The sequence below is a fragment of the Aurantimonas marina genome, from assembly GCF_017183135.1.
GTDB classification, from domain to species: domain Bacteria; phylum Pseudomonadota; class Alphaproteobacteria; order Rhizobiales; family Rhizobiaceae; genus Aurantimonas; species Aurantimonas marina.
The window spans coordinates 157,859-182,061 of sequence record NZ_JADDXW010000003.1 but is presented as its reverse complement, the minus strand read 5'-3'; the positions used below and the strand labels follow the sequence as shown (position 1 = coordinate 182,061).

General features: G+C 65.2%; 19 protein-coding genes and 1 pseudogene. 15 read left to right on the top strand and 5 right to left on the bottom strand.

What is annotated here, in order from left to right:
- Window positions 1-5: 5 nt before the first annotated feature.
- From rimP to corA, 8 genes and pseudogenes are all read left to right on the top strand, one after another.
- Window positions 6-653, top strand: a complete 648-nt coding sequence (gene rimP / locus ING15_RS05230) for a ribosome maturation factor RimP (protein ID WP_206453730.1) — start codon at window positions 6-8, stop codon at window positions 651-653.
- A gap of 125 nt (window positions 654-778) precedes the next feature.
- Window positions 779-2,401, top strand: coding sequence for a transcription termination factor NusA (gene nusA / locus ING15_RS05225; RefSeq protein ID WP_206453729.1), 1,623 nt, complete (start codon window positions 779-781; stop codon window positions 2,399-2,401).
- A 20-nt stretch (window positions 2,402-2,421) separates the two neighbouring features.
- Window positions 2,422-3,069, top strand: a pseudogene (locus ING15_RS05220) (RNA-binding protein); the annotation flags it as partial.
- A 132-nt stretch (window positions 3,070-3,201) separates the two neighbouring features.
- A complete protein-coding gene (gene infB / locus ING15_RS05215; RefSeq protein WP_206453727.1) occupies window positions 3,202-6,249 on the top strand; it encodes a translation initiation factor IF-2 in 3,048 nt (1,015 codons plus the stop codon).
- 99 nt (window positions 6,250-6,348) lie between these two features.
- A complete protein-coding gene (gene rbfA, locus ING15_RS05210) occupies window positions 6,349-6,759 on the top strand; it encodes a 30S ribosome-binding factor RbfA (protein ID WP_206453726.1) in 411 nt (136 codons plus the stop codon).
- Complete coding sequence (gene truB / locus ING15_RS05205; protein ID WP_206453725.1) at window positions 6,759-7,745, top strand: tRNA pseudouridine(55) synthase TruB; 987 nt, start codon at window positions 6,759-6,761, stop codon at window positions 7,743-7,745. Before rbfA ends, truB begins: the two co-directional genes overlap by 1 nt.
- 225 nt (window positions 7,746-7,970) lie before the next feature.
- Window positions 7,971-10,166 (top strand): methyl-accepting chemotaxis protein, encoded by a 2,196-nt coding sequence (locus tag ING15_RS05200; RefSeq protein WP_206453724.1) that lies wholly within the window; start codon window positions 7,971-7,973, stop codon window positions 10,164-10,166.
- 125 nt (window positions 10,167-10,291) lie between these two features.
- A complete protein-coding gene (corA, locus tag ING15_RS05195) occupies window positions 10,292-11,386 on the top strand; it encodes a magnesium/cobalt transporter CorA (protein ID WP_206453723.1) in 1,095 nt (364 codons plus the stop codon).
- A gap of 82 nt (window positions 11,387-11,468) precedes the next feature.
- Here corA and ING15_RS05190 read toward each other — a convergent pair whose 3' ends face one another.
- Window positions 11,469-11,972, bottom strand: coding sequence for a YciE/YciF ferroxidase family protein (locus tag ING15_RS05190; protein WP_206453722.1), 504 nt, complete (start codon window positions 11,970-11,972; stop codon window positions 11,469-11,471).
- Window positions 11,973-12,278: 306 nt separating this feature from the next.
- Between ING15_RS05190 and rpsO the strand changes: the two genes are divergently transcribed.
- From rpsO to ING15_RS05175, 3 genes are all read left to right on the top strand, one after another.
- Entirely contained in the window at window positions 12,279-12,656 is a 378-nt protein-coding gene (gene rpsO / locus ING15_RS05185; protein ID WP_332873779.1) for a 30S ribosomal protein S15, read from the top strand.
- A 305-nt stretch (window positions 12,657-12,961) separates the two neighbouring features.
- Window positions 12,962-15,085 (top strand): polyribonucleotide nucleotidyltransferase, encoded by a 2,124-nt coding sequence (gene pnp, locus ING15_RS05180; protein ID WP_206453720.1) that lies wholly within the window; start codon window positions 12,962-12,964, stop codon window positions 15,083-15,085.
- Window positions 15,086-15,240: 155 nt separating this feature from the next.
- Window positions 15,241-15,741, top strand: a complete 501-nt coding sequence (locus tag ING15_RS05175) for a DUF2937 family protein (protein ID WP_206453719.1) — start codon at window positions 15,241-15,243, stop codon at window positions 15,739-15,741.
- Here the strand turns inward: ING15_RS05175 and fabI are convergent.
- The 3 genes from fabI to fabA form a co-directional block, all read right to left on the bottom strand.
- Window positions 15,738-16,586: an enoyl-ACP reductase FabI gene (gene fabI / locus ING15_RS05170; RefSeq protein WP_206453718.1), complete on the bottom strand. Its 849-nt coding sequence runs from the start codon at window positions 16,584-16,586 to the stop codon at window positions 15,738-15,740. The two genes, ING15_RS05175 and fabI, sit on opposite strands and share 4 nt — an antisense overlap.
- A gap of 16 nt (window positions 16,587-16,602) precedes the next feature.
- A complete protein-coding gene (gene fabB / locus ING15_RS05165; protein WP_206453717.1) occupies window positions 16,603-17,820 on the bottom strand; it encodes a beta-ketoacyl-ACP synthase I in 1,218 nt (405 codons plus the stop codon).
- 102 nt (window positions 17,821-17,922) lie between these two features.
- Complete coding sequence (gene fabA / locus ING15_RS05160) at window positions 17,923-18,438, bottom strand: 3-hydroxyacyl-[acyl-carrier-protein] dehydratase FabA (RefSeq protein ID WP_206453716.1); 516 nt, start codon at window positions 18,436-18,438, stop codon at window positions 17,923-17,925.
- A gap of 214 nt (window positions 18,439-18,652) precedes the next feature.
- Between fabA and ING15_RS05155 the strand changes: the two genes are divergently transcribed.
- Entirely contained in the window at window positions 18,653-19,120 is a 468-nt protein-coding gene (locus ING15_RS05155; RefSeq protein ID WP_206453715.1) for a hypothetical protein, read from the top strand.
- A 232-nt stretch (window positions 19,121-19,352) separates the two neighbouring features.
- A complete protein-coding gene (gene irrA / locus ING15_RS05150; RefSeq protein ID WP_206453714.1) occupies window positions 19,353-19,799 on the top strand; it encodes an iron response transcriptional regulator IrrA in 447 nt (148 codons plus the stop codon).
- Window positions 19,800-19,931: 132 nt separating this feature from the next.
- Here irrA and ING15_RS05145 read toward each other — a convergent pair whose 3' ends face one another.
- The gene (locus ING15_RS05145) at window positions 19,932-20,477 is read right to left on the bottom strand and encodes an SH3 domain-containing protein (protein WP_206453713.1); all 546 of its coding nucleotides are present in this window, start codon (window positions 20,475-20,477) and stop codon (window positions 19,932-19,934) included.
- Between the two features lie 193 nt (window positions 20,478-20,670).
- Here ING15_RS05145 and ING15_RS05140 point away from each other — a divergent pair, with 193 nt between their 5' ends.
- Complete coding sequence (locus tag ING15_RS05140; RefSeq protein WP_206453712.1) at window positions 20,671-21,672, top strand: 2-hydroxyacid dehydrogenase; 1,002 nt, start codon at window positions 20,671-20,673, stop codon at window positions 21,670-21,672.
- 132 nt (window positions 21,673-21,804) lie between these two features.
- Window positions 21,805-24,123 (top strand): PBP1A family penicillin-binding protein, encoded by a 2,319-nt coding sequence (locus tag ING15_RS05135; RefSeq protein WP_206453711.1) that lies wholly within the window; start codon window positions 21,805-21,807, stop codon window positions 24,121-24,123.
- Window positions 24,124-24,203 lie beyond the last annotated feature (80 nt).

Here is a 24,203-nt window from a genome sequence, read left to right as displayed (position 1 = left end):
TGGGCATGATCCGGCAGGATCGAAACGCCCCGCAGCCTTACCGGAGCACCGTGACGACCGCAGCTGATCGCCTCGTGAAGGAACAGGGACTGGAAGCCCGCATCGCCGCTATTATCGAGCCGGCGATCGAGCAGATCGGTTATCGTCTGGTCCGTGTCCGGATCTCTGGCCTCAACGGGATGACCGTCCAGATCATGGCGGAGCGCCCCGACGGCACGATGACCGTCGAGGGCTGCGAGACTGTTTCGCGAGCGATCTCGCCGGTGCTCGACGTCGACGATCCGGTCGACAAGGCCTATCATCTGGAAGTGTCCTCGCCGGGCATCGATCGACCGCTCGTGCGCAAGAGCGACTTCGAGACCTGGGCCGGTTTTCTCATGAAGCTGGAGACGAACCGGCTGATCAACAAGCGCAAGCGCTACCGCGGCCGGGTCGTCAAGGTGAGCGACGAGGCGATCATCATCGAGCGCGACAAACCCGCCGAGGGCGAGGAGAGCGCCGTGGATATCCCCTTCGATGCCATCGGCGAGGCTCGGCTGATCTTGACCGACGATTTGGTCGAAGCGTCGCTGAAGGCCGACAAGGCCGCGCGCAAGGCGCGCGGGGACAAGGCGGACGACGATGAGGCTGGCGCGGCCGACAGCGGCCACTGAGGTCTCGACGCCCGGCGGGGTTACTCCGCCGGGCGAAGGATTGGACGGCGGCGGCGATCCGCCAGGAATTTGATGAGGTCGGGCGCGGTGGATGCGGCGAGCGATCGAAGGTCAGGAGAAAGAGTATGGCAGTCAGTGCGAACAGGCTGGAGCTTCTGCAGATCGCGGACGCCGTCGCGCGCGAAAAGTCGATCGATCGCGAGATCGTCATCGGGGCGATGGCCGACGCCATTCAGAAGGCGGCGCGCAGCCGCTACGGGCAGGAAACCAACATTCGCGTCGACATCAACACCAAGACTGGCGAGATGAAGCTGCAGCGGCTCCTGGAAGTGGTCGACGAGGTCGAGGATCCGAACACGCAGATCTATCTCGACCTGGCCCGCGACAAGAATCCCGATGCCGAACCGGGCGACTTCATCGCCGAACAGCTTCCGCCGATGGATTTCGGCCGCATCGCGGCCCAGTCCGCCAAGCAGGTGATCGTGCAGAAAGTGCGCGATGCCGAGCGCGATCGCCAGTTCGAGGAATACAAGGACCGCGTCGGCGAGATCGTCAACGGCACCGTCAAGCGCGTCGAATATGGCAATGTGATCGTCGATCTCGGCCGCGGCGAGGGCATCATCCGCCGCGACGAGCAGATCCCGCGCGAGCTGTTCCGCTACGGTGATCGGGTCCGCGCCTTCGTCTACGACGTCCGCCGCGAGCAGCGGGGTCCGCAGATTTTCCTCTCGCGCACCCATCCGCAGTTCATGGCCAAGCTCTTCACCATGGAAGTGCCAGAGATCTACGACGGCATCATCACCATCAAGGCGGTGGCGCGCGATCCGGGCTCGCGGGCGAAGATCGCGGTGATATCGAGCGACTCCGCGGTCGACCCGGTCGGCGCTTGTGTCGGCATGCGCGGCAGCCGCGTCCAGGCGGTGGTCGGCGAATTGCAGGGCGAAAAGATCGACATCATCCCCTGGTCCCCGGACGCGGCCTCGTTCCTGGTCAATGCGCTGCAGCCGGCGGAAGTCGCCAAGGTGGTGCTGGACGAGGACGCCGAGCGCATTGAAGTCGTTGTCCCTGATGACCAATTGTCACTGGCGATCGGACGGCGCGGACAGAACGTGCGTCTCGCCTCGCAATTGACCGGCTGGGATATCGACATTCTGACCGAGCAGGAGGAATCGGAGCGCCGTCAGAAGGAATTCGTCGAACGCTCCGAAATCTTCATGAACGCGCTCAATGTCGACGAGATGGTCGGCCAGGTTCTCGCCTCGGAAGGCTTTGCGACCGTCGAGGAGGTCGCCTATGTCGATGAGGACGAGGTCGCCGCGATCGAGGGCTTTGATCAGGAGACCGCCTCCGAGATTCAGGCGCGGGCGCGCGAATATCTGGAGCGGCGCGAGGCCGAATTCGATGCCAAGCGAACCGAACTGGGCGTCTCCGACGAGTTGAAGGAGATCAACGGCCTGACGACGCCGATGCTGGTTGCCCTCGGTGAGGAGGGCATCAAGTCGATGGAGGACTTCGCCGGCTGCGCGGCCGACGACCTGATCGGGTGGACCGAGCGCAAGGATGGGGAAGCCACGAAGTATCCGGGTGCCTTGTCGGCCTTCGACATTTCGCGCGCCGATGCAGACCACATGGTCATCCAGGCGCGGCTGAAGGCCGGTTGGATCACCGAGGCGGATCTGGCGGAGCCGGAGGCGGATGTGGAGGACGACGCGGAGGCCGAAACGGTTGACGAAGGCACCGCCGCCTGAATCGTAGAAGGCAGGTTGCCATGGCTTGCAATTCGGACGAAGAGGATGGCGACGAGCCGGAGGTCGGGGTGAACGAGCGTATGTGCATCGTTTCGCGCAAGACGATGGCGCCGGAAGAAGTCATCCGCTTCGTCCGCGGGCCTGACGGATCGGTGGTTCCCGATCTTCGCAGGCGGCTCCCGGGGCGCGGCGCTCATGTCGCGCTCAGCCGTGCGGCGGTCGACCAGGCGATGCGTCGTAAACTGTTCGCCCGGGCGCTTCGGGCCGAGGTGACCGGACCAGGCGATCTTGGCGCTCTCGTCGACCAGCTTCTGGTGAAGTCGGCGCTGGGCGGGCTAGGCTTAGCGCGAAAGGCCGGCCAACTGGTGACCGGAGCCGCGAAGGTCGATGCAGCGATCCGCTCGGGCGTGGCGCTGCTGCTGGTTCAGGCGCGCGAGGCGGCGCCGGATGGAATTCGCAAGATGGATGCCGCGCGGCACGTCGCGGCGGCATCCGGCCACGGAACGGCGATACCCGCTTTCCGCCTTCTGGGCGCGGACGAATTGGGTTTGGCGTTGGGTGGGGGGAATGTGATACATGCAGCCATCCTTGCCGGTGACGCGGGCTCGGCTGCGGCGAAGCGTATGCGAGCGCTGGCCAATTATCGGGGCGAAGGCCCTGGTTCGGTTCCTGGCGACGCCCGAAAAGGGCGTGAGGGAACCGCGACTGAGACTGGGAACGAGATCGGAGCGCCTACAGAGCGACGCTCCAGGCAAGATGAAGGGCGCGGGATCGATCCGGCGCAGGAAGCGGAAGCGTAAATGAGCGATACCAAGTCCGGCGACGATAAGACGCTGAGCGTGAGCACGAAGAAGACCCTGACCTTGAAGCGCGGCGTCGAGCAGTCGACGGTTCGGCAGAGCTTCTCGCATGGGCGCACGAACCAGGTCGTTGTCGAGACCAAGAAGCGACGCATTACCAAGCCTGACGAGCGCGAGGCGGCTGTGACGCCGGCCGCCGCGCCGAAGCCTCAGGCACCGCAGCCGGCCGTGCCGGCGACCGCCGCGAGTCCGGTAGGTCCCGCCGCAAAGACCGCCGCGCCATTGCCGCCGCGGGCTGGCGGCAAGCCACCGCAAATCCAGTTGGGACCGAAGCCGGGCGAGACGCCTGCGGTAAAGGCGCCGGAGTCCGAACCGGCAGCCTCGGAACCGGCAGCCCCCGAGGCGTCCGCGCCTGCGGAGGCCAAGGCCAAAGCGGAGGCCATCGCTCCCGAGGCCGAGGCGCCAGCGGTGGAAGCTTCGCCAAAGGCGACGCCCACCGCCACCCCATCCACGCCTGCCGTGTCAGCGTCGAAGCCGGCACCGGCCGCGCCGCGGGCCGCCGCCCCCGCCGGTGCCCCGCGCCCCGGCGGCCAAGCCACCGGCCGCTCCGCCGTGCCCTCGCGTCAGGGGCCCGGTCGTAACGGTGGCCGCGACGGCCGCCAGCCGGCACCCGCTGCACGTCAGCCTCGCGGCGCGGTGCTCAGCGATCTGTCGTCGCGCGAAATGGATGCCCGTCGTCGGGCGCTCGAACTCGCCAAGCAACGCGAGGCCGAAGACCGGCGCGTGTTTCAGGAAGAGGAAGCGCGGCGGATCGCCGACGACGAGCGACGCCAGCGCGAGCGTGACGAATCCGAACGCCGTCAGGCCGAAGAGACGGCGCGCCTTGAAGCCGAGGCCGAAGCCCGGCGCAAGGCGGAAGCCAGTGCCGAGCGCAGGGGCGGCGGCCAGGCGAACCAGCCGGCGGCACCGGCACCGACGCCTGCCGACGCGGAAGCTGCGGAAGCTGCGGCTGCGCGCAGCGGACGGGCTGAGCTCCGCCGCCGTCCGGGCGGCGACGACGACGCCAAGGGCGCCCGCCCGGGCGCACGACGCTCGGTCAAGGGTGCGGTGGGCGCGGAAGCGCCGAAGCCCGCGCGTCCGGAACGCGATGCCGGCCGGCGTCGCGGCAAGCTGACGCTCGACAAGGCGTTGACGGCGGAAGACGGCGCGCGTGGCCGTTCGCTGTCCTCGATCCGTCGGCGGCAGGAAAAGTTCAAACGCTCGCAGCAGAACCAGCCGCGAGAAAAGATTGCCCGCGAAGTGATTATTCCAGAGACCATCAGCATCCAGGAACTCGCCAACCGCATGTCGGAGCGTTCCGTCGACGTCATCAAGTTCCTCATGCAGCAGGGACAGATGATGAAGCCGGGCGATATCATCGAGCCGGATGTGGCCGAACTGATCGCGTCCGAGTTCGGGCACACGGTTCGCCGCGTTGCCGAATCCGACGTCGAGGAAGGCATCTTCGGGGTTGAGGACGACCCGGCGAAGATGGTGTCGCGACCGCCGGTCGTCACCATCATGGGCCATGTCGATCACGGCAAGACCTCGCTGCTCGACGCCATCCGCAAGACCAGCGTCGTGTCGGGCGAAGCCGGCGGCATCACCCAGCATATCGGCGCTTATCAGGTCGAACAGAACGGCCAGAAAATCACGTTCATCGACACGCCCGGCCACGCCGCCTTCTCGGCGATGCGGGCGCGCGGCGCCGCCGCCACCGACATTGCGATCCTGGTCGTCGCGGCGGACGACAGCGTGATGCCGCAGACGATCGAGTCGATTAATCACGCCAAGGCGGCGAACGTGCCGGTCATCGTGGCGATCAACAAGATCGACAAGCCGGGCGCCGATGCGAGCAAGGTGCGCAACGCGCTGCTGCAGCACGAAGTATTCGTCGAATCCATGGGCGGCGAGGTTCTCGACGTCGAGGTCTCGGCGCTGAAGGGCACCAATCTCGACAAGTTGCTCGACGCGATCCTGCTCCAGGCCGAAATTCTCGAATTGAAGGCCGATCCGACCCGCACCGCCGAGGGCACGGTTATCGAGGCGCAGCTCGACAAGGGGCGCGGTCCGGTGGCGACGGTTCTCGTCGAGACTGGTACGTTGAAAATCGGCGACATCGTTGTGGCCGGCGACGAATGGGGTCGGGTGCGCGCACTGGTCAACGACAAGGGGGAACAGCTGAAAGAGGCGCCCCCATCGATGCCGGTCGAGGTGCTCGGCATGCAGGGCACGCCTTTGGCCGGCGACCGTTTCGCGGCCGTCGAAAACGAAGGCAAGGCGCGCGAGATCGCCGAATACCGCCAGCGCGTGTCGCGCGAGAAGCAGGTGGCCAAGAACGCCGGCCAGCGCGGCTCGCTCGAACAGATGATGTCGCAGCTGCAGGATACGGGGCTCAAGGAGTTCCCGCTCTTGATCAAGGGCGACGTCCAGGGCTCGGTCGAGGCGATCATTGGCGCCCTCGACAAGCTCGGAACCGACGAAGTGCAGGCGCGGATCATTCATTCCGGCGCTGGCGCGATCACCGAGTCGGACGTGTCACTTGCGGCCGCCTCGAACGCCGCGATCATCGGCTTCAACGTCCGCGCCAACAAGCAGGCACGCGAAGCATCCGAGCGCGAAGGCACCGAGATCCGTTACTACAACATCATCTACGATCTCGTGGATGACGTGAAACAGGCGATGTCGGGCCTGCTCTCGCCGGAACGACGCGAGACCTTCCTCGGCAATGCCGAGATTCTGGAGGTGTTCAACATCACCAAGGTCGGCAAGGTCGCGGGTTGCCGCGTCACCGAGGGCAAGGTCGAGCGGGGCGCGGGCGTGCGGCTCATCCGCGACGACGTCGTCATTCACGAGGGCACGCTCAAGACGCTCAAGCGCTTCAAGGACGAGGTTCAGGAGGTTAATGCCGGGCAGGAGTGCGGTATGGCCTTCCAGAACTACGAGGACATCCGACAGGGCGACGTCATCGAGTGCTTCCGCGTCGAGCACGTGGCGCGATCGCTGTAGCGTCGCGCCGAGCGGCCGAGGCCGCTCCGACAGACCTTCCTTGTAATGACGAAAAGCCCGGCGGCGACGCCGGGCTTTCATTGAATGTGAGCGTTATTCATGGCCAGATCCTCGAAATCCGGACCCTCGCAGCGCGCGCTTTCCGTCGGCGAGAAGGTTCGTCACGCCCTGACCGAGGTGCTGCAGCGCGGCGAGATCCGCGATCCGCTGCTGGAAAATGCCGTCATATCCGTCTCGGAAGTCCGCATGGCGTCGGACCTCAAGCTCGCGACGGCCTATGTCACGGTGCTCGGCCAGACCAACACCGAACCTTATGTCGCCGCGCTCAATCAGCATGTCCGGTTCATTCGCGGCCGCCTGACGCCGGCGCTCAAGCAGATGAAATACATGCCGGAGGTGCGGTTTCGCGCCGACACCTCCTTCGACAATTTCGCGCGCATCGACGCGCTACTGAAATCGCCCGAGGTCGTCCGCGATCTCGACGGGGAAGACGACGAGGATCTTGGTTGATGGCGCGCCGGGGCAAGAAGCCGAAGGGTCGGCCAATCAATGGCTGGGTCATTCTCGACAAGCCGAAGGGCATGGGCTCGACCGAAGCGGTGTCGAAGCTGAAATGGCTGTATTTCGCGCAGAAGGCGGGTCATGCCGGTACGCTCGATCCGCTCGCCTCGGGCATGTTGCCGATCGCGTTCGGCGACGCGACCAAGACCGTGCCCTTCGTCATGGACGGGCGCAAGGTGTATCGCTTCACCGTGCGCTGGGGCGCGGAGACGACGACTGACGATACCGAGGGTCCGGTGGTCCACTCCTCCGAGACGCGTCCCTCCGAGGCCGAGATCGAAGCGCGTCTGGCCGACTATACCGGTGAAATCGAACAGGTGCCGCCGAGCTTCTCGGCGATCAAGATCGGCGGCGAGCGGGCCTACGACCTCGCCCGCGAAGGCGAGGTGGTGGAGATCGCAGCGCGGACCGTGATCGTGCACCGGCTGGAAACCCTCGACTGCCCCGACGCCGACACGGCCGTCTTCGAGGCGGAATGCGGCAAGGGCACCTATGTGCGCGCGATCGCCCGCGATCTCGGCCGCGACCTTGGCTGTTACGGCCATGTGATCGATTTGCGCCGCGTCTCCGTCGGCGCGTTCGGCGAGGACGATCTGGTGCCGCTGGAAGAGCTGGAAGCCGCTGCCGAGGAAGGCCGCGAGGAGCTGGATGCCGAAGCCCTCGAGGCCGGCGCCAAGGCGCGGGTCGTCGATTTCGAGCCGCTCGACGAATACCTCGTGGCGCCGGAGGCGGCACTCGCCGAACTTTACGAAGTGGCGCTGAGCGACGAACAGGCGGGCCGCGTCCTGTCCGGCAATGCCGTCCTCTTGCGAGGCCGGGACGCACCGGCCTTCTGCGACGATGCCTATGCAACCGGCCATGGCCGGCTCGTCGCGCTCGGCGCGATCGAGGAGGGGGCGTTCAAGCCGAAGCGGGTCTTCGGCGGCAAGGGCTGAGGCAGGCAAGCGGACTCGGCACGCAGCCGGATCCATAGCCTCGCGCAAGTCGGCCGGTGCAACATCCACCTGCTTTGGCAGATCAGGTTACCGCATTGTTGCGCAGTGCAACAGAAAATTTACGCGCGACCTTTACTGGTTAAGGGAGCCCGCACAAGCGGACGTACCGGGTCGCATCGTTCCCCGACTGCTTCCGCTGCGGATTTCGGCCGGTGGAAGGACGCCATGTCGCTCAGAAACATCAAATTCTCGACCCGAATCGTCGTCGCGGTGTTTTTGCCGCTGTTGGCCCTGTCGGTCTACGAGGCGCTTCAGGTCAGTACGCTCTGGCATGAATCCAAGGCGGCCCAGCAGACCGAGATGTTCGCCCGCGAGATGCGGACCATCTACGATCTCGTCGACGTCCTTCAGGTCGAGCGCGGCAATTCGGCCGGTTTCATCGGCTCCAAGGGCGCCCAGATGGCCGATTCCCTGGCCAGGGCGCGGGGCGCCACGGATCAGCGCCTCGCCGATCTACAATCGGTCGGCGAGACCCTCAGTCCGGTCGGCAATTCCGATATCACACAGTCCTTGGCGAAGGCCGGCGAAGCGTTGCGGCAGCTCGAAGCCGTTCGCGGCACGATCGACAGCTTCGCGATCTCCACCGGCGACGCCCTCGACTATTACACCGCCGCGATCGCGGATCTGAGCCGGATGGGCGGCGGCATCGTCAAGGCGACCGAAAACCGCGACACCGCGATGAATTTGGCCGCCTACGTCAACATCATGGGCGCGAAGGAACTGGCGGGCGTGGAGCGCGGCATGGGCGCCGGCGGAATCGCGGCCGGCACGTTCACGCTCCCGGTGTTCGAGGCCTTTGCAGCCAAGAAAGGCGCCCAGGAAGCGCTGATATCGCGCTTTTTCGACCTCGCTTCGGACGATGTCGCGGCGACAAGTCGCGCCTTGTACGGCGATGGAGCCGGCGCCGATGTGGAAGCGATGCGCCTGGTGATCCTGGACGGAGGAAACTACGGAAAACTGTCCTCCCTGAACGCGGCGACATGGTTCACGGCAACGACCGAATGGCTTGGAACCCTCGGCGCGATGGGAGCGGTGGTCTCCGACCGGATCATCGCCGACGCGGCGGCCGCGAGCAGCGCGGCACAAACGCGGCTGACGATTGTTGCCGCCATTGCGCTTGGGCTGTTCGCGGCGATTGCCCTGTCGATCGCCCTGGTCGTCCGCAGCATCGTTCGGCCGATCTCGGGCCTGTCGGTCCTGTTGCGCCGGATGGCCGATGGCGATTTCGACAGCGCCGTGCCGTTCGCCGGCCAGCGCAATGAGGTCGGCGCCATGGCGGGCTCGGTGGTCGCTCTTCGCGAGGCACTGAGGGAAAAAAGCGCTCAGGAGGCCGAAGTGGAAGCCGGCCGTCATGCAAGCGATAGCGCTCGGCAAGCCGCCGACGCCAAACGGGCGACCGCCGAAAGTGACAGACTTGCTGTCGTCGTTGGCGAGCTCGGTGCCGGCCTGCGGGAACTGGCCTCCGGCAATCTCCGCCACCGGATCGACACCGCTTTCTCCGGCGAATTCGAGCAGTTGCGCATGGATTTCAACGAGGCGGTGGCGCAGCTGGATACGACGCTCGCGGCAGTGGAGACAAGCGCCGGAGCCGTGCATGTGGGGGCCGACGAGATCCGTCGTGCCGCCGAAAACATGGCCGGCCGCACCGAGCAGCAGGCGGCCTCCGTCGAGGAAACGTCGGCCGCGTTCCAGGAAATCAACACGGCCGTCCAGGGCCTGTCGGCGAGGGCAACAGAGGCGGGCGAACTGACTTCGCGCACCAGGGGTCAGGCCGAACGGTCCGGCGAAGTGGTGCGCAACGCCGTCACCGCCATGGGGCGTATCGAGACGTCGTCGCGGGAGATCGGCAACATCATCGGCGTCATCGACGAGATCGCCTTCCAGACCAATCTCCTCGCCCTCAACGCGGGTGTCGAGGCGGCCCGTGTCGGCGAGGCCGGCAAGGGCTTTGCCGTCGTCGCCCAGGAAGTTCGCGAACTGGCCCAGCGTTCGACCGAAGCGGCCAGGCAGATCAAGGAGCTGGTCGCGACCTCGCATGATGAGGTCGGCAACGGCGTCGCCCTCGTCGGCGAGACCGGTAAGGCGCTGGAGGTGATCGTCGCCGAAATCCGCGAGATCGACGCGCATGTCGCCTCGATCGTGACCACGGCCCGCGAGCAATCGGTCGGGCTGCAGGAGATCAACACCGCGCTGCATTCGATCGATCAGGGAACGCAGCATAACGCGGCCGTGGCCGAACAATCGACGGCCGCAAGTCATGGGCTGGCGACCGAGGCGTCGTCGCTCAACGACCTCCTGTCGGGGTTCAAATTGGCGGTGGGGCAATCACCTTCGTCCGAAAGGGCGCGACGGGCGGCTTAAGGACCGCCACCCCTCCAACTTCGTCCCGCTGACGCTTCCGATCCACCGCATGCGCCTTATGTCGTCCTGCTGAGTCATGGCCCCTCGTTCTGACGGGCTGGGGAATCAACGGAAAGCATGCGATCATGGTGAACGCTCCCGGTCGCCGGCAAAAGAAACGCCGGAAAAAGGTCGCCAGGCGCGCTGCGGCGATCGGAGCCGCACCGGGCGTCCTGGTCGCCGATCCGGAGGCGGAAACCTCGCTCTTCAGTATCATCGGGATCGACGGCGGGACGAGCCGTCACGTCCGGGACCTGTCGCTTGACGACGCACTGGCGCAACGCGGCGACTGGCCGGTGTTCTGGCTGGATTGCTCGGGGCTCGCCGATATCGAGGCAATTCGGCGCATCGGCGCGGAGTTCGGTCTTCATCCCCTGGCCTTGGAAGACGTCGTCACCACCGATCAGCGGCCGAAATGCGAGATCCAGGCCGACCATGCCTTCTTCGTCATGCGCATGCTGGACCGCGACGGCGATGGCGAGCAATTATCGGTCTTCTTCGGCGACGGCTTCGTTCTCACCTTCCAGGAACGTCCGGGCGACAGTTTCGCACCGGTCCGCGCGCGCATCGCCAAGGGCGCACCGCGTCTGCATGCGGGGCGGGCGGACTATCTTGCCTATGCCCTCATCGACGCGGTGGTCGATGCCTATTTCCCGGTGGTGGAATCGCAGGTCGCCCGGATCGAAGGTCTCGAGGACGACATCCTCGCCACCGTGGACGAGGATCAGGTGCCGGAACTTCATGCGGTCAGGCGGGAAATGCTGGGATTGAAGCGTTGGCTGAGGCCGACGCGCGATGCTCTCGGCACGCTCCTGCGTCTGGATCGGCCCTGGCTGCATGCCGAGACCAAGGCCTATTTCGGGGATGTCCAGGACCATGTCGATCAACTGATCGACATGAACGATACCTATCGCGACACGGCGTCGGGACTGATCGACCTGCACATGACGCTGTCGGCGGCCAAGACCAACGAGGTCATCAACCTGTTGACGATCATCTCGACCATTTTCATTCCGCTCGGGTTTCTCGCCGGAGTTTGGGGGATGAACTTCAATCCCGAGACATCCCGATGGAACATGCCGCTCACCCAGCACCCTTACGGCTACCCCATCGCGCTCGGGGTCATGGTGGCGATCGCCATGTGCCTGCTGATCTACTTCCGCCGCCGGCGCTGGCTGTAGCAGACACCGGTGCGCGGAGGCGAGCGGTCGCCTCCGCGCGAAGATTGCTGGACGGCGTTCTCGCCCGGGCGTCTGTGCCTCCTCAGGCGGCCTTCCGGTTAACCGCGGTCTCGGCCGTGCGAGACAACTTCTCGTCCGTCGCACGCTCTTCCTCGAGCGTCTCGTGCAAAAGCCGCGCGCAGTCGTCGTGGCCCAGTTGCCGGGCCCAGCTGGCCAGTGTTCCGTAGCGACTGATCTCGTAGTGCTCCACCGCCTGGGCGGCCGACAGCATGGCGGCATCGAGCACCTGCGGGTCGGCGACCTCGCTGATGACGCTTTCGGCCTCCGAAATGATCCCATCGATGGCCTCGCAGGTCACGCCCTTCGGCTCATGGCCGTGCATGCGGAACACCTGCTCCAGCCGATCGATCTGGCCTTCGGTCTCCCTCAGATGCGTCTGGAAACCTTGCTTCAGTTGCGGATCGGACGCCTTGTCGATCATCTTCGGCAGCGCCTTGGTGATCTGCTTCTCGGCGTAATAGATGTCCTGCAACGTGTGAACGAAGAGATCGTCCATCGACTTGATGTCGTGGGTGAAGAGTCCCATTGCCGTTCTCCCTGTTGTGATTGTAGGTATCGGGCGTGCTGCCTCGATATGGCACGCTTGCCTTCCAAACGGACTCCAGCGGGCGGTGTTCCGCATCAAGTCGCGTCCCGGCTAGTGATTTGCGGGGACTCCGGCTGGCGGCCTCCCCGGCCGTGGCCGTCTCGTTTCAGGCTAGTATTCCTCGCGGATTTGGCCTATATGCGCCGCAGCGCCGACCGGCTTGTTCCGTCCGCGCCAGGGCATCGGACCGGAAAACGGAATCCGATTTTTGGATCGATCCGATGCTTGATCAAAGTGTTAGAGCGTATTTGTGGGTCCGGATGGACGCATGGCGCTCGAGTGAATGGCCCTCGCTGGACGACATCCCGGCCATGGGCGACCCAACCCTCAAGATTTTCCAGGAAAGGGATTTCGATGTCGATTACGCTTGAGCGCAAGGCCGAGCTCATGAAGGAATACGCGACCAAGGAAGGCGACACCGGTTCACCGGAAGTCCAGGTTGCGATCCTGACCGAGCGGATCGTGAACCTCACCGAGCATTTCAAGGACCACAAGAAGGACAACCACTCGCGTCGTGGCCTTCTGAAGATGGTCTCCCAGCGCCGCCGCCTCCTCGACTATGTGAAGTCGAAGGAAGAGCAGCGCTATCAGAATCTGATCGGCCGTCTCGGACTGCGCCGCTAGGACAGATACCCGGCGGGCCAAAGGAGGCAACTCCTTCGGCCCGCCGGTCGCACTTCGGCCCGCCGCGGACTGGCGGACCCCAACAGCCCCGGCCTCCCGCGGACCAGTTCGCAGGCCGACCCACCGAGCGGTCATGGGGCAGGATTGCCGGATGCTTCCGGAACGGCCGCCGCCGGGCAACGACCTGGCGTCTTCACCGCCTCGAAGCCTCTCGTCGTCTTGCCCATGACGCGTTTCGGTCACGAAACACGCTCCGCCTCCGGCATCCTGAAGGTGCCTCGGAGCGAGGATGAAAAGGCAAGAACATGTTCAACACCCACAAGGTGGAAATCGACTGGGCGGGCCGTCCGCTTACCCTGGAAACCGGCAAGATCGCCCGTCAGGCCGACGGCGCCGTCCTCGCCACCTACGGTGAAACCACCGTGCTGGCGACGGTCGTCTCGGCCAAGCAGCCCAAGCCCGGCCTCGACTTCTTTCCGCTGACCGTCAACTACCAGGAAAAGACCTTCGCGGCCGGCAAGATTCCTGGCGGCTTCTTCAAGCGCGAGGGTCGTCCCTCGGAAAAGGAGACGCTGGTTTCCCGCCTGATCGACCGTCCGATCAGGCCGCTCTTCGCCGACGGTTACAAGAACGAGACCCAGGTCGTCCTCACCGTCCTCCAGCATGATCTGGAGAACGATCCCGACGTCGTCGCGATGGTCGCGGCCTCGGCGGCGCTGACGCTCTCCGGCGTGCCCTTCATGGGCCCGATCGGCGGCGCCCGCGTTGGCTATATCGCCGGCGAGTACAAGCTGAACCCGCATGTCGACGAGATGATCGAGTCCAAGCTCGACCTCCTCGTCGCCGGTACCGACTCCGCCGTGCTGATGGTGGAATCGGAAGCCCATGAACTGTCCGAGGACATCATGCTCGGTGCCGTGATGTTCGGTCATCGCGGCATGCAGCCGGTGATCGACGCCATTATCAAGCTGGCCGAGCACGCCGCCAAGGAGCCGCGCGAGCACATCGCCTCCGATCATTCCGCGCTCGAGGGCGAAATGCTGCAGCTCGCCGAAGGCGAACTGCGCGAGGCCTACAAGATCACCGACAAGCAGGCCCGCTACGTGGCCGTCGACGCCGTCAAGGCGAAGGTCACCGCGCATTTCCTCCCCGAGGGGGCGGAAGAGACCAAATATTCCAAGGAAGAGGTCGGCGCGGTCTTCAAGTCGCTGCAGGCCAAGATCGTCCGCTGGAACATCCTCGACACCGGTAGCCGCATCGACGGGCGTGACCTGAAGACGGTCCGCACCATCGTCGCCGAGGCCGGTATCCTGCCGCGCACCCACGGCTCGGCGCTGTTCACCCGTGGCGAGACCCAGGCGCTGGTCATCGCCACGCTGGGCACCGGTGAGGACGAGCAGTTCGTCGATGCTCTGACCGGGACCTACAAGGAACGCTTCCTGCTCCACTACAATTTCCCGCCCTACTCCGTCGGCGAGACCGGCCGCATGGGCTCTCCGGGACGCCGCGAGATCGGCCACGGCAAGCTAGCCTGGCGGGCGATGCGCCCGATCCTGCCGGCGCCCGAGCAGTTCCCCTACACGATCCGCGCGGTCTCCGAGGTCACCGAGTCCAACGGCTCGTCCTCGATGGCGACCGTGTGCGGCACTTCGCTCGCCCTGATGGATGCCGGCGTTCCGCTGAAGGCGCCGGTCGCCGGCATCGCCATGGGACTGATCAAGGAGGACGAGCGCTTCGCCGTTCTCTCCGACATCCTCGGCGACGAGGACCATCTCGGCGACATGGATTTCAAGGTCGCCGGCACGGGTGAGGGCATCACTTCGCTGCAGATGGACATCAAGATTCAGGGCATCACCGAGGAGATCATGCAGGTCGCCCTCGATCAGGCCAAGAGCGGTCGTCTGCATATCCTCGACGAAATGGCCAAGGCGCTGTCGGAAAGCCGGGCCGAGCTCGGCGAGTTCGCGCCGCGCATCGAGGTCATGCAGGTTCCGACCGACAAGATCCGCGACGTCATCGGCGCCGGCGGCAAGATCATCCGCGAGATCGTCGAAAAGACCGGCGCCAAGATCAACATCGAGGACGACGGCACCGTGAAGATCGCCTCTTCCTCGGCTAAGGAGATCGAGGCCGCCAGAAAGTGGATTCACTCGATCGTGGCCGAGCCCGAGGTCGGTGAGATCTACGAAGGCACGGTGGTGAAGACGGTCGAATTCGGCGCCTTCGTCAACTTCTTCGGCTCCAAGGATGGCCTCGTTCACATCTCGCAGCTGGCCGCCGAGCGGGTCGGCAAGACCACCGACGTCGTCAAGGAAGGCGACAAGGTCTGGGTCAAGCTGATGGGCTTCGACGAGCGCGGCAAGGTTCGCCTTTCCATGAAGGTGGTCGATCAGACCACCGGCGAGGAGATGAAGGAAGACGCCGCCTGATCGGCGACCTTCTTTCCGGCCCTTCGAAAGGCGCGTCCCCCGGGGCGCGCCTTTTTTGCGTCTTTGTCACGGGGCAACAGGAATCGGTGCCCGGCTCTTCGTCCGCGCACGGCCGGCGAGGCGAGACTCGACCGGCTCTTGAGGAAGATCCGCCGATGGTGCCCTTGCTGATTCGCGTCTTCGCCGCGCTGCTCACCGGCACGGTGTTCAGCCAGTCGGGCGAATTCACCCAACAATATCTGCAGCGGCTCGGCGGTGCGGCGGACGAACTCGCAACGGTCGTCGCGCGATTCGACGCCGGGGCGGCGCAAGCGGGCGTCTCGCGGGACGCGGCGCTGAAGCGCTTGCGCGGGAATTCTGATCCTCTGGCGGCGCGGCAGGGCGAAGACGCCGCTACTACGATCTTGCGCTACGAGGAGTTGGCGCGGCGTTACCGCGATCTCGTCGACACAGCGCCGTTGTTTCGGCCCTTCGTCGCCCTCAGCAATCCGGATTGGACGACGGCGTCCCGGACCAGCGAGGATTATCGCCCGGCCTTGCCCGTCGCGATCGACGGCATCGTGCTGACGGCGGCGGGGTTGGGACTCGGCTGGGCCTTCGGCGCCGGCGCCCATGGTGCGGTGCGGATGGGGCGTCGCCGGCGCCGCTCGGCCTAGTTACCGCCGTCGATCTCCTCCTCGCCCTCGACCACGGCCTTGCGATGTTCCTGTTCCTTCAGCTCTTCGAGCGAGGGCATCGACATGATGTTGTAGCCCGAATCGACGTAGTGGATTTCGCCGGTGACGCCGTTGGAGAGTTCCGACATCAGATAAAGGACGGCCCCGCCGACTTCCTCGATGGACGTATTGCGCCGCATCGGCGCGTTGCGCCGCTGGAAGTTGAACATCAGCCGGGCGTCCGAGACTCCGGCGCCCGCCAATGTGCGGACCGGCCCGGCCGAAACCGCGTTGATGCGGATGTTGCGGGGTCCGAAATCGGCCGCGAGATAGCGGACGGAGGCCTCGAGCGCCGCCTTGGCAACCCCCATGACGTTGTAGTTCGGCATGACCCGCTCGGCGCCGCCATAGGTCATTGTCACCATCGCGCCGCCATTATGCATGATCGCGGCGGCCCGCTTGGCGACTTCCGTGAACGAGAAGCAGGAGATCACCATGGTGCGGGTGAAGTTCTCCCGCGTGGTGTCGGCGTAAAGGCCCTTGAGCTCGCTCTTGTCGGAAAACGCGATGGCATGAAGGACGAAGTCGATCGAGCCCCATTCCGACGTCAGCGTCTCGAAGACCGCGTCGAGGGATGCCGTATCCTCGACGTCGCAAGGAATGACCAGCTTGCAGCCGATCTCTTCGGCCAGCGGCTTCACTCGCCGCCCGAAGGCCTCGCCCTGATAGGTGAGGGCGATCTCCGCGCCTTGCGCCGACAGCGCCTTGGCTGCCCCCCAGGCGATGGAGTTGCGGTTGGCGACGCCCATGATGAGCCCGCGCTTTCCTGCCATGAGGTCGCCCATAGTGCTCTTCAAATCCTCAGTCCGTCACGCGTTGGAAGGCGAGGCAGGCATTGGTGCCCCCGAAGCCGAAGGAATTCGACAGGACGCGATCGAGTGTCACCCCGTCCATGCGTTCGCGCGCGACCGGTATATCGGCAAATTCCGGGTCGATCTCATCGATATGCGCGCTTTTGGCGATGAAGCCATGCCGCATCATCAACAGCGAGTAGATCGCCTCGTGGACGCCGGTGGCGCCCTGCGAATGGCCGGTCAGCGACTTGGTTGCCGAGATCGGCGGAATGGCGTCGCCGAAGACCTCGCGGATCGCCTGGATCTCCATGCGGTCTCCGACCGGCGTCGAGGTGGCGTGCGGGTTGATGTAGTCGATCGGGCCGTCGAGATGGGCGATCGCCTGGCGCATGCAGCGCACGGCGCCCTCGCCGGAGGGCGCGACCATGTCGGCGCCGTCGGAGGTAGCACCGTAGCCGACGATTTCGGCGATGATGTTCGCCCCGCGCGCCTTGGCCCGTTCGTACTCCTCGAGCACGAGGACGCCTGCCCCGCCGGCGATGACGAACCCGTCACGCGCCTTGTCATAGGCGCGCGAGGCCATTTCGGGGCGGTCATTGAAGTCGGAGGACAGGGCGCCCATGGCGTCGAAAAGCACCGACAGCGTCCAGTGGAGATCCTCGCAGCCGCCGGCGAACATTAGGTCCTGCTTGCCCATCTGGATCGTCTCGCAGGCGTTTCCGATGCAATGGCTCGAGGTCGAGCAGGCCGAGGAGATCGAGTAGTTGACGCCCTTGATCTTGAACCAGGTGGCCAGCGTTGCCGAGGCGGTCGACGACATCGCCTTCGGCACCACGGTCGGGCCGACGCGCTTCGGCCCCTTCTCGCGGGTGATGTCCGCCGCCTGGACGATCGATTGGGTCGAGGAGCCGCCTGACCCCATGATGATGCCGGTGCGCTCGTTGGAGATGTCGCTCTCCTCGAGGCCGGCATCCATGATCGCCTGATCCATGGCGACGTGGTTCCAGGCGGTGCCGCCGCCGTGGAACCGCATCGCCCGCCGGTCGAGCAGCGTCGTTGGGTCGAGCGTCGGCTTGCCGTGGACATGGGAGCGAAAACCGAGCTCCTTGTATTCCGGCGCGAGGCTGATGCCCGAGCGTCCCTCTCGCAAGGAGGTCAGAACCTCGCCGGCATCGTTTCCGATGGAGGACACGATCCCCATGCCTGTTACAACGACGCGTCTCATGTCTTTTGCCCTTTTGAATGGGGGAAGATGGCAGCTTGTCCCGCTTGCGCCATAACTCCGCCTGCCACGGAGCGATCGGCTGCCATCACGGCCGGCTGCGTGTCAGTCCGCCTTGTCCTGTGCTAGGCCGACCCGCAGGTCGCTCGCACGGTAGATGGTCTCGCCATCGGCCTTGAGCCAGCCATCCGCGATGCCGAGAACCAGGCGCCCGCGCATCACCCGCTTGAAATCGATACCGTATTCGAGGAGTTTCGTCTCAGGTGTGACCATGCCCTTGAACTTCACCTCGCCAGTCGACAGGGCCATGCCGCGGCCCTTTTCGCCCAGCCATCCCAGATAGAAGCCGGTCAATTGCCACATGCCGTCGAGGCCGAGGCAACCGGGCATGACCGGATTGCCTACGAAATGGCAGGGAAAGAACCACAGGTCGGGGGTGACATCGAACTCCGCGCGGATATAGCCCTTGCCGTGCTCGCCGCCGGTTTCCGAAACATCCGTAATTCGATGGACCATCAACATCGGCGGCAGCGGCAACTGCGCGTTGCCTTCGCCGAACAACTGGCCGTTGGCGCAGGCGATGATATCGTCGTAGTCGAAGGAGGTCTTTGCTGTTGCCATGTCCGTTCGTATCCGCCCTGAAGTCGCCGACCGTTTGTCGGTCTGTTTCGACTGCGCCCTTAGCACGCATGCCGCTCCGCTGAAAACCGCCCGTCGCCGTGACGGGCGTGGCCGCGCATTGTTGTCGGCGCTATGTATGCTCGCTCAGGCGAACTTCGATAGTCCGGCCGGATTCGCAATGCGCATCTCACGCCGCCTTCAAGGAGACAAGCCCGTGAAAGGACACAAGACGGTAGGGCTCGCCCTTTCGGTCCGTGCCGTCATCGTTGCCGCCGCAGTTGCGGCATCGCCGGCCAGGGCGCAGAACTGGACGAGTTCGGACCGGACGGCGGGCTTCACCGTTGGCGGCGCCTACACCGGCCTGTTCTTCCGCTGCGGACCGGACGGCAAGGTCGTGATGATCTTCTCCGGATTTCCCGGTGGTTTACAGGATGGCGGCGGCTATACGGTCGGGGTGAGCGTCGACGGAACCGTTTTTTTATATGAAGCCACAGCCCGCGACGGGGAAGCGGAGGGAACGTCCATCCTCGTCAGTCGCGGCTCTCCTGCGGCGCTGTCCGCATTGATCGACGCACTGCGCAAGGGACGGAGCGCGGAGATATCCGGGCCGGCCGGCCGCTACACCATTCCGCTCACCGACTCGGGCAAGGCGCTGGACAACCTGCGGCGGACATGCGGCTAGGGCATCCGAGCAAAAGTGAGATCCTTTTTTTCCGCGCATTCCGCGCTGACGCGCTGGACACGATCCCGGTCATGACATCGGATCGTATCGGCGTATGTGATCGCGATCTGGGACCCGATGCCGACCGACATTTGTCGCGGCGCCCGACATCACGTATATAAGCCGAAAAGACGCGGCCGGAGGCTGCGTCCCAAGGGTTGAACAAGATACAAGATATTGGTGGCATTCAGCGATGGAAAACCGGCCCCGCACCCAAAGCTTCTGTGTGTTCGAGCGCCTGCGTTCGGTCGGGCTGCGCCCGACCCGGCAACGCGTTGCCCTCTGCAATCTGATGTTCGGAACCGGCGATCGGCATCTGTCCGCCGAGGAACTGCACGAAGAGGCGCATAGGGCGGGCGAGCCAGTTTCGCTCGCGACCGTCTACAACACGCTCCACCAATTCACCGACGCCGGTTTGGTACGGCCGCTCTCGGCCGAAGGCCAGCGCACCTATTTCGATACAAACACTTCCGACCACCATCACTTCTTCGTCGAGGACGAGAACGTGATGATCGACATCCCCGACGGCGGCCTGCGGCTCGAGCAAATGCCCGAAGCGCCCGAGGGCATGGAAATCGTCAATGTCGATGTGGTGGTCCGGCTACGCCGCAAACGGCCCGCCGCCATCGCCGCGGAATAGACGCCCGAAATGCCGCCGGTTGCTGTTTCGTGTCGCGACGAGGAAATGGCGTGCCGGGATGATCGGACGCGACGGTAAGCCCGTCACCCGAATCGCGATGCCCGACTCCGGCGCGCCGCCCCCGTCGCTCGTCTACTCGAACGTTTCGTCCGGATAGACCCCCCAGATTTCCTGCTGGCGCACATAGCCGCTGCGGTCGGCGACCTCGACCGAGCACCAGCCGGCCGTGCATTCCGACACGGAGGAGACCACGCCTGGCTCGATTCGCGCCACCAGCGGTGCGTCGGTCGCCGGGCTCTTGTGGATGTCGATCAGCGTTGCCTTGCCCTTCAGCCATGGCGCGGCGATGGAGGTGCGATGACCGGACAGCAGCGAGTAGTAGACCCAGCCCTCGGTGCCCTCCGAGTCGCGAATCCGCCGCCAGAGATCGTATTCCTGAATGACTTCGACCGGCAGGCCGACTTTGAGATAGAGCCAGCTCACCGGATAGTCGCGGCCGGGTCCGATGCGAAGATTCACCCGGCTTGCCTTCAGACTGACATAGCGCGGTAGCGGCAGCTTCGAGACGGGCCCGGTCTCGACCGCCTGCGCGGCCGGCAACGGGATCGCGCCGGTTACCAGGATGGCGGCGCCGACAACGGATAGGAGCGAGCTGCGGATGGATGCGGCGAGCGGCATTGAGAGACTCCGTACGATGCGATGCTCACACGGCCGACGGCCGAGCGCGAACTGATGCCGAGGCTGTTCTGCCTGCGGAGGGAAACCCTTTGTTTTCGCGCCCCCGGCTTGCTAGGAGAGAGGCCTCGGCTCTCGGATCGAATGATCGTCCGTTTCGGTTAACAACGTCTTGAGTGCAAAGGAATCGCGGCCGATGACGAAGCGCGAGAAGCCGCTAGTGATCATCACGCGCAGACTGCCGGCGCCGATCGAAGCGCGCATGCGCGAACTCTTCGACACGCGGCTGAACGAAACCGATCGGCCGATGGAGCAGCATGCGCTGGTCTCGGCCGTCCGCGAAGCCGACGTGCTGGTTCCCACTGTCACCGATCGGATCGACCGCGCGGTGATCGAACAGGCGGGTCCCCGCCTCAAGCTGATCGCCAATTACGGCAATGGCGTCGACAATATCGACGTCGAGGCGGCGCTGGCGCGAAATCTCTTCGTCACCAACACGCCGAACGTCCTCAGCGAGGACACCGCGGACATGACGATGGCGCTGATTCTCGCGGTGCCACGCCGGTTGGTCGAGGGCGGGACCCGCCTTCTAGGCAAGGAGCGTTGGCCAGGCTGGTCACCGACCTGGATGCTGGGACGCCGGATATGGGGCAAGAAGCTCGGCATTTTAGGAATGGGCCGCATCGGCACGGCCGTGGCGCGCCGCGCCAAGGCCTTCGGTCTGGAAATCCATTATCACAACCGTCGGCGGGTCGATCCGAAGACCGAGGCCGAACTCGGTGCGACCTATTGGGAAAGCCTCGACCAGATGCTCGCCCGCGTGGATATCCTCTCGGTCAACTGCCCCTACACGCCGGCGACCTACCATCTGTTGTCGGCGCGGCGGCTGGCGTTGATCCAGCCGCACGCTTTCATCGTCAACACCGCCCGCGGCGAGATCATCGACGAACGGGCGCTCGTGAAGCTTCTTCAGGAGGATCGCATCGCGGGGGCCGGGCTCGACGTGTTCGAGGAAGAACCCGCGATCGACCGCAAATTGGTGCGCCTCGCCGAGGAGAATCGCGTCGTTCTCTTGCCGCATATGGGGTCGGCGACGATCGAGGGTCGGATCGAGATGGGCGAGAAGGTCATCATCAACATTCACACGCTGATGGACGGCCATCGCCCGCCCGACCGGATTCTGCCCGGCGATTTTTGAGAGGCCTCGTGCGGGATCGGCCGCGCGGGCAACGTCGCCTCGGCAAAATTCTCTGGTTTGTGCCCGTAACCGTCGCTATGCCGGACGGCGAAGGACGCCATATGCGGCCTTGGCTGTAACGAATGAGATTTGATGCCGGACGCGAATGACGATCATGGCCCTTCGCCGGCCCTTGGGAAGAGCGGTTCGACCGATCGCGATCAGAATGCGCCGGTTCCGGCCGGGCAGACGGGCGAAGCCTTCACGGTCTTCCGCAAGGCGCTGATGGCCGACCTTGCCCGGCTCGGACGGTGGCTGGCAGCCAAGGCCGCCGTGCTGGGACGGCAGACGGGCCGAGGCCTGACCCGGTTCGGCGCCAGGACCTCGCAATCGCTCCGAGACACGGACTGGCGCGGACTGGCCGCCGCGACTGGCGCGCGGGCGAAGACGTTTCGCGCGAACTGGCGCAATCGGCCGGCCCGACGAACCTGGAGCGCCGGCCGCGTCGCATCCATTCTGGGCGTCGTCTTCGTCGCCGGCTTCCTGCTTTTGTCGGGAGTCGCCGCCTGGGCACTCTACGACGTGCCGTTCTCGGAAATCGCCGAGGGAACCGGCGAGCCGGTAGTGGTTCTGCAGGCGGCCGATGGCCAAGCCCTGGTGCAGCAGGGACCCTATCAGGGCAGCTACGCCCCCCTGGACGAATTTCCCGATCATCTCGTGGAGGCCGTTCTCAGCATCGAGGACCGCCGCTTCTACCAGCATTGGGGGCTTGATTTTCGCGGTGTCGCGCGGGCTTTGACCCGCAATCTCTTCGCCGGCGAGGTGGTGCAGGGCGGCAGCACGATCACCCAGCAATTCCTCAAGATCAGCTATCTGGAGCGGGATCGCACGCTGAAGCGCAAGATCCAGGAAGCCTTTCTGGCGTTCTGGATCGAGACGCGCTTGTCCAAGGACGAGATCCTCGCGCGCTATCTCAACAATGTCTATCTGGGCGCCGGAGCGACCGGGATGCCGGCCGCCGCGCGTGTCTATTTCGACAAGTCGGTGGGCGAACTGACACTGGCCGAAAGCGCCATGCTGGCCGGCCTGATCAAGGCACCGTCGCAGCTCAACCCATTGGAAAATCTGGAGGGAGCGAAGGAGCGCGCTGGCGTCGTATTGAATGCGATGGGCGATGCCGGATATCTCGAGCCGTCGGAAATCGCGGCGGCCAAACTGGGTTCGACACAGCTCAGCCCGAGCCGGCCGGACATGGGCGGCGGCTCCTGGTTCGCCGACTGGGTGATCTCCGGTGCTCGTGAGATCGCCGGTCCGTTTCGCGGCAGCATCGAGGTCAAGACCACGCTGGTCCCGGAGCTTCAGGCCGCTGCGGAACAGGTCGTGTCTGAGGCACTCGGCGGGCAGGGCGCCGAAAAGGGCGTCACCCAGGCGGCGCTTGTGGCCCTGCGGCCGGACGGAGCGGTGGTCGCCATGGTCGGCGGTGGCGATTATACCGCTTCGAAATTCAACCGCGCGGTCGCTGCCAAGCGTCAGCCGGGCTCCACTTTCAAGCTGTTCGTCTATTACGCGGCGCTGCGCGCCGGCCTCTCGCCGAATGACCGCATCGAGGATACGCCAATCGAGATCGACGGCTGGCAGCCGGAGAACTACGGCGGCAAGTACCGTGGCCGGGTCACGCTGGCCGAGGCGTTCGCCCGCTCCCTGAACGCGGCGACGGTGCGCCTCGCGATGGATGTCGGCATCGATCAGGTCGTGGCGGCAGCTCGCGATCTCGGTGTCGACGCAGACCTCACCGAAACGCCGAGCCTTGCCCTCGGCGCGTCCGAGGTCACGCTTCTCGATCTCACCGGGGCCTATGCCTCGGTGCGCGCTGGGATCACGCCGATCGAGCCCTGGGGGATCGCCTCCTTCGCCGTCGACGGCGCCGGCCAAAGCTTTCGCATCGGCCCATCGAAGCGCCCGGAGCGTGAACTGGGGCCCTTGCAGGACCCGCTTGTCGGCCTGCTCAAGCTCGTGGTCGACAAGGGTACCGGCAAGGCGGCGGCGCTCGGGGGATTTGCCGCCGGCAAGACCGGCACCAGCCAGGAATCGCGCGACGCGTGGTTCGTCGGCTTCAACGAGGCGCTGACCGTCGGCATCTGGGTCGGCAATGACGACGGCGAGCCGATGGACGGCGTGACCGGCGGACAATTGCCGGCGACGATCTGGAAGAGTTTCATGGAGCGGGCGGCCGGCGCGATGCGGCCGGCGGCCGTGGCGCCGGCAATCACCTCCGGCGCGCCAGCGGCCGAACCCGTCGAGGAAACGCCCTCGCGTCCGGCGAGTATCGCCGACATGATCGCCGGCGAAAGCGCCGAAGCCCAGGCACCGCAATGCAACGTCCGCGCTTGCTCGCGGGCCTACCGATCGTTCCGGGCGTCGGATTGCACCTTTCAGCCCTATCGCGGCCGCCGCAAGCTCTGCGAGAAGTAAAATTATTGATCCACGCCTTGCGGGAGTGAAAGCCACTCGCCATGTCTCCCGCGCGGGCCGGGCCCCTCTGGCGATGCTAT

What these genes read in the sequence shown, in the direction of transcription:
- irrA (WP_206453714.1), top strand. Translation starts at nt 19,353, where the DNA reads ATGGAAAACCGGCCCCGCACCCAAAGCTTCTGTGTGTTCGAGCGCCTG.
- ING15_RS05200 (WP_206453724.1), top strand. Translation starts at nt 7,971, where the DNA reads ATGTCGCTCAGAAACATCAAATTCTCGACCCGAATCGTCGTCGCGGTG.
- fabI (WP_206453718.1), bottom strand. Translation starts at nt 16,586, where the DNA reads ATGGGCGACCTCATGGCAGGAAAGCGCGGGCTCATCATGGGCGTCGCC.
- ING15_RS05175 (WP_206453719.1), top strand. Translation starts at nt 15,241, where the DNA reads ATGGTGCCCTTGCTGATTCGCGTCTTCGCCGCGCTGCTCACCGGCACG.
- ING15_RS05145 (WP_206453713.1), bottom strand. Translation starts at nt 20,477, where the DNA reads ATGCCGCTCGCCGCATCCATCCGCAGCTCGCTCCTATCCGTTGTCGGC.
- truB (WP_206453725.1), top strand. Translation starts at nt 6,759, where the DNA reads ATGGCGCGCCGGGGCAAGAAGCCGAAGGGTCGGCCAATCAATGGCTGG.
- pnp (WP_206453720.1), top strand. Translation starts at nt 12,962, where the DNA reads ATGTTCAACACCCACAAGGTGGAAATCGACTGGGCGGGCCGTCCGCTT.
- fabA (WP_206453716.1), bottom strand. Translation starts at nt 18,438, where the DNA reads ATGGCAACAGCAAAGACCTCCTTCGACTACGACGATATCATCGCCTGC.
- nusA (WP_206453729.1), top strand. Translation starts at nt 779, where the DNA reads ATGGCAGTCAGTGCGAACAGGCTGGAGCTTCTGCAGATCGCGGACGCC.
- rimP (WP_206453730.1), top strand. Translation starts at nt 6, where the DNA reads ATGATCCGGCAGGATCGAAACGCCCCGCAGCCTTACCGGAGCACCGTG.
- corA (WP_206453723.1), top strand. Translation starts at nt 10,292, where the DNA reads ATGGTGAACGCTCCCGGTCGCCGGCAAAAGAAACGCCGGAAAAAGGTC.
- ING15_RS05190 (WP_206453722.1), bottom strand. Translation starts at nt 11,972, where the DNA reads ATGGGACTCTTCACCCACGACATCAAGTCGATGGACGATCTCTTCGTT.
- ING15_RS05140 (WP_206453712.1), top strand. Translation starts at nt 20,671, where the DNA reads ATGACGAAGCGCGAGAAGCCGCTAGTGATCATCACGCGCAGACTGCCG.
- fabB (WP_206453717.1), bottom strand. Translation starts at nt 17,820, where the DNA reads ATGAGACGCGTCGTTGTAACAGGCATGGGGATCGTGTCCTCCATCGGA.
- rbfA (WP_206453726.1), top strand. Translation starts at nt 6,349, where the DNA reads ATGGCCAGATCCTCGAAATCCGGACCCTCGCAGCGCGCGCTTTCCGTC.
- infB (WP_206453727.1), top strand. Translation starts at nt 3,202, where the DNA reads ATGAGCGATACCAAGTCCGGCGACGATAAGACGCTGAGCGTGAGCACG.
- ING15_RS05135 (WP_206453711.1), top strand. Translation starts at nt 21,805, where the DNA reads ATGCCGGACGCGAATGACGATCATGGCCCTTCGCCGGCCCTTGGGAAG.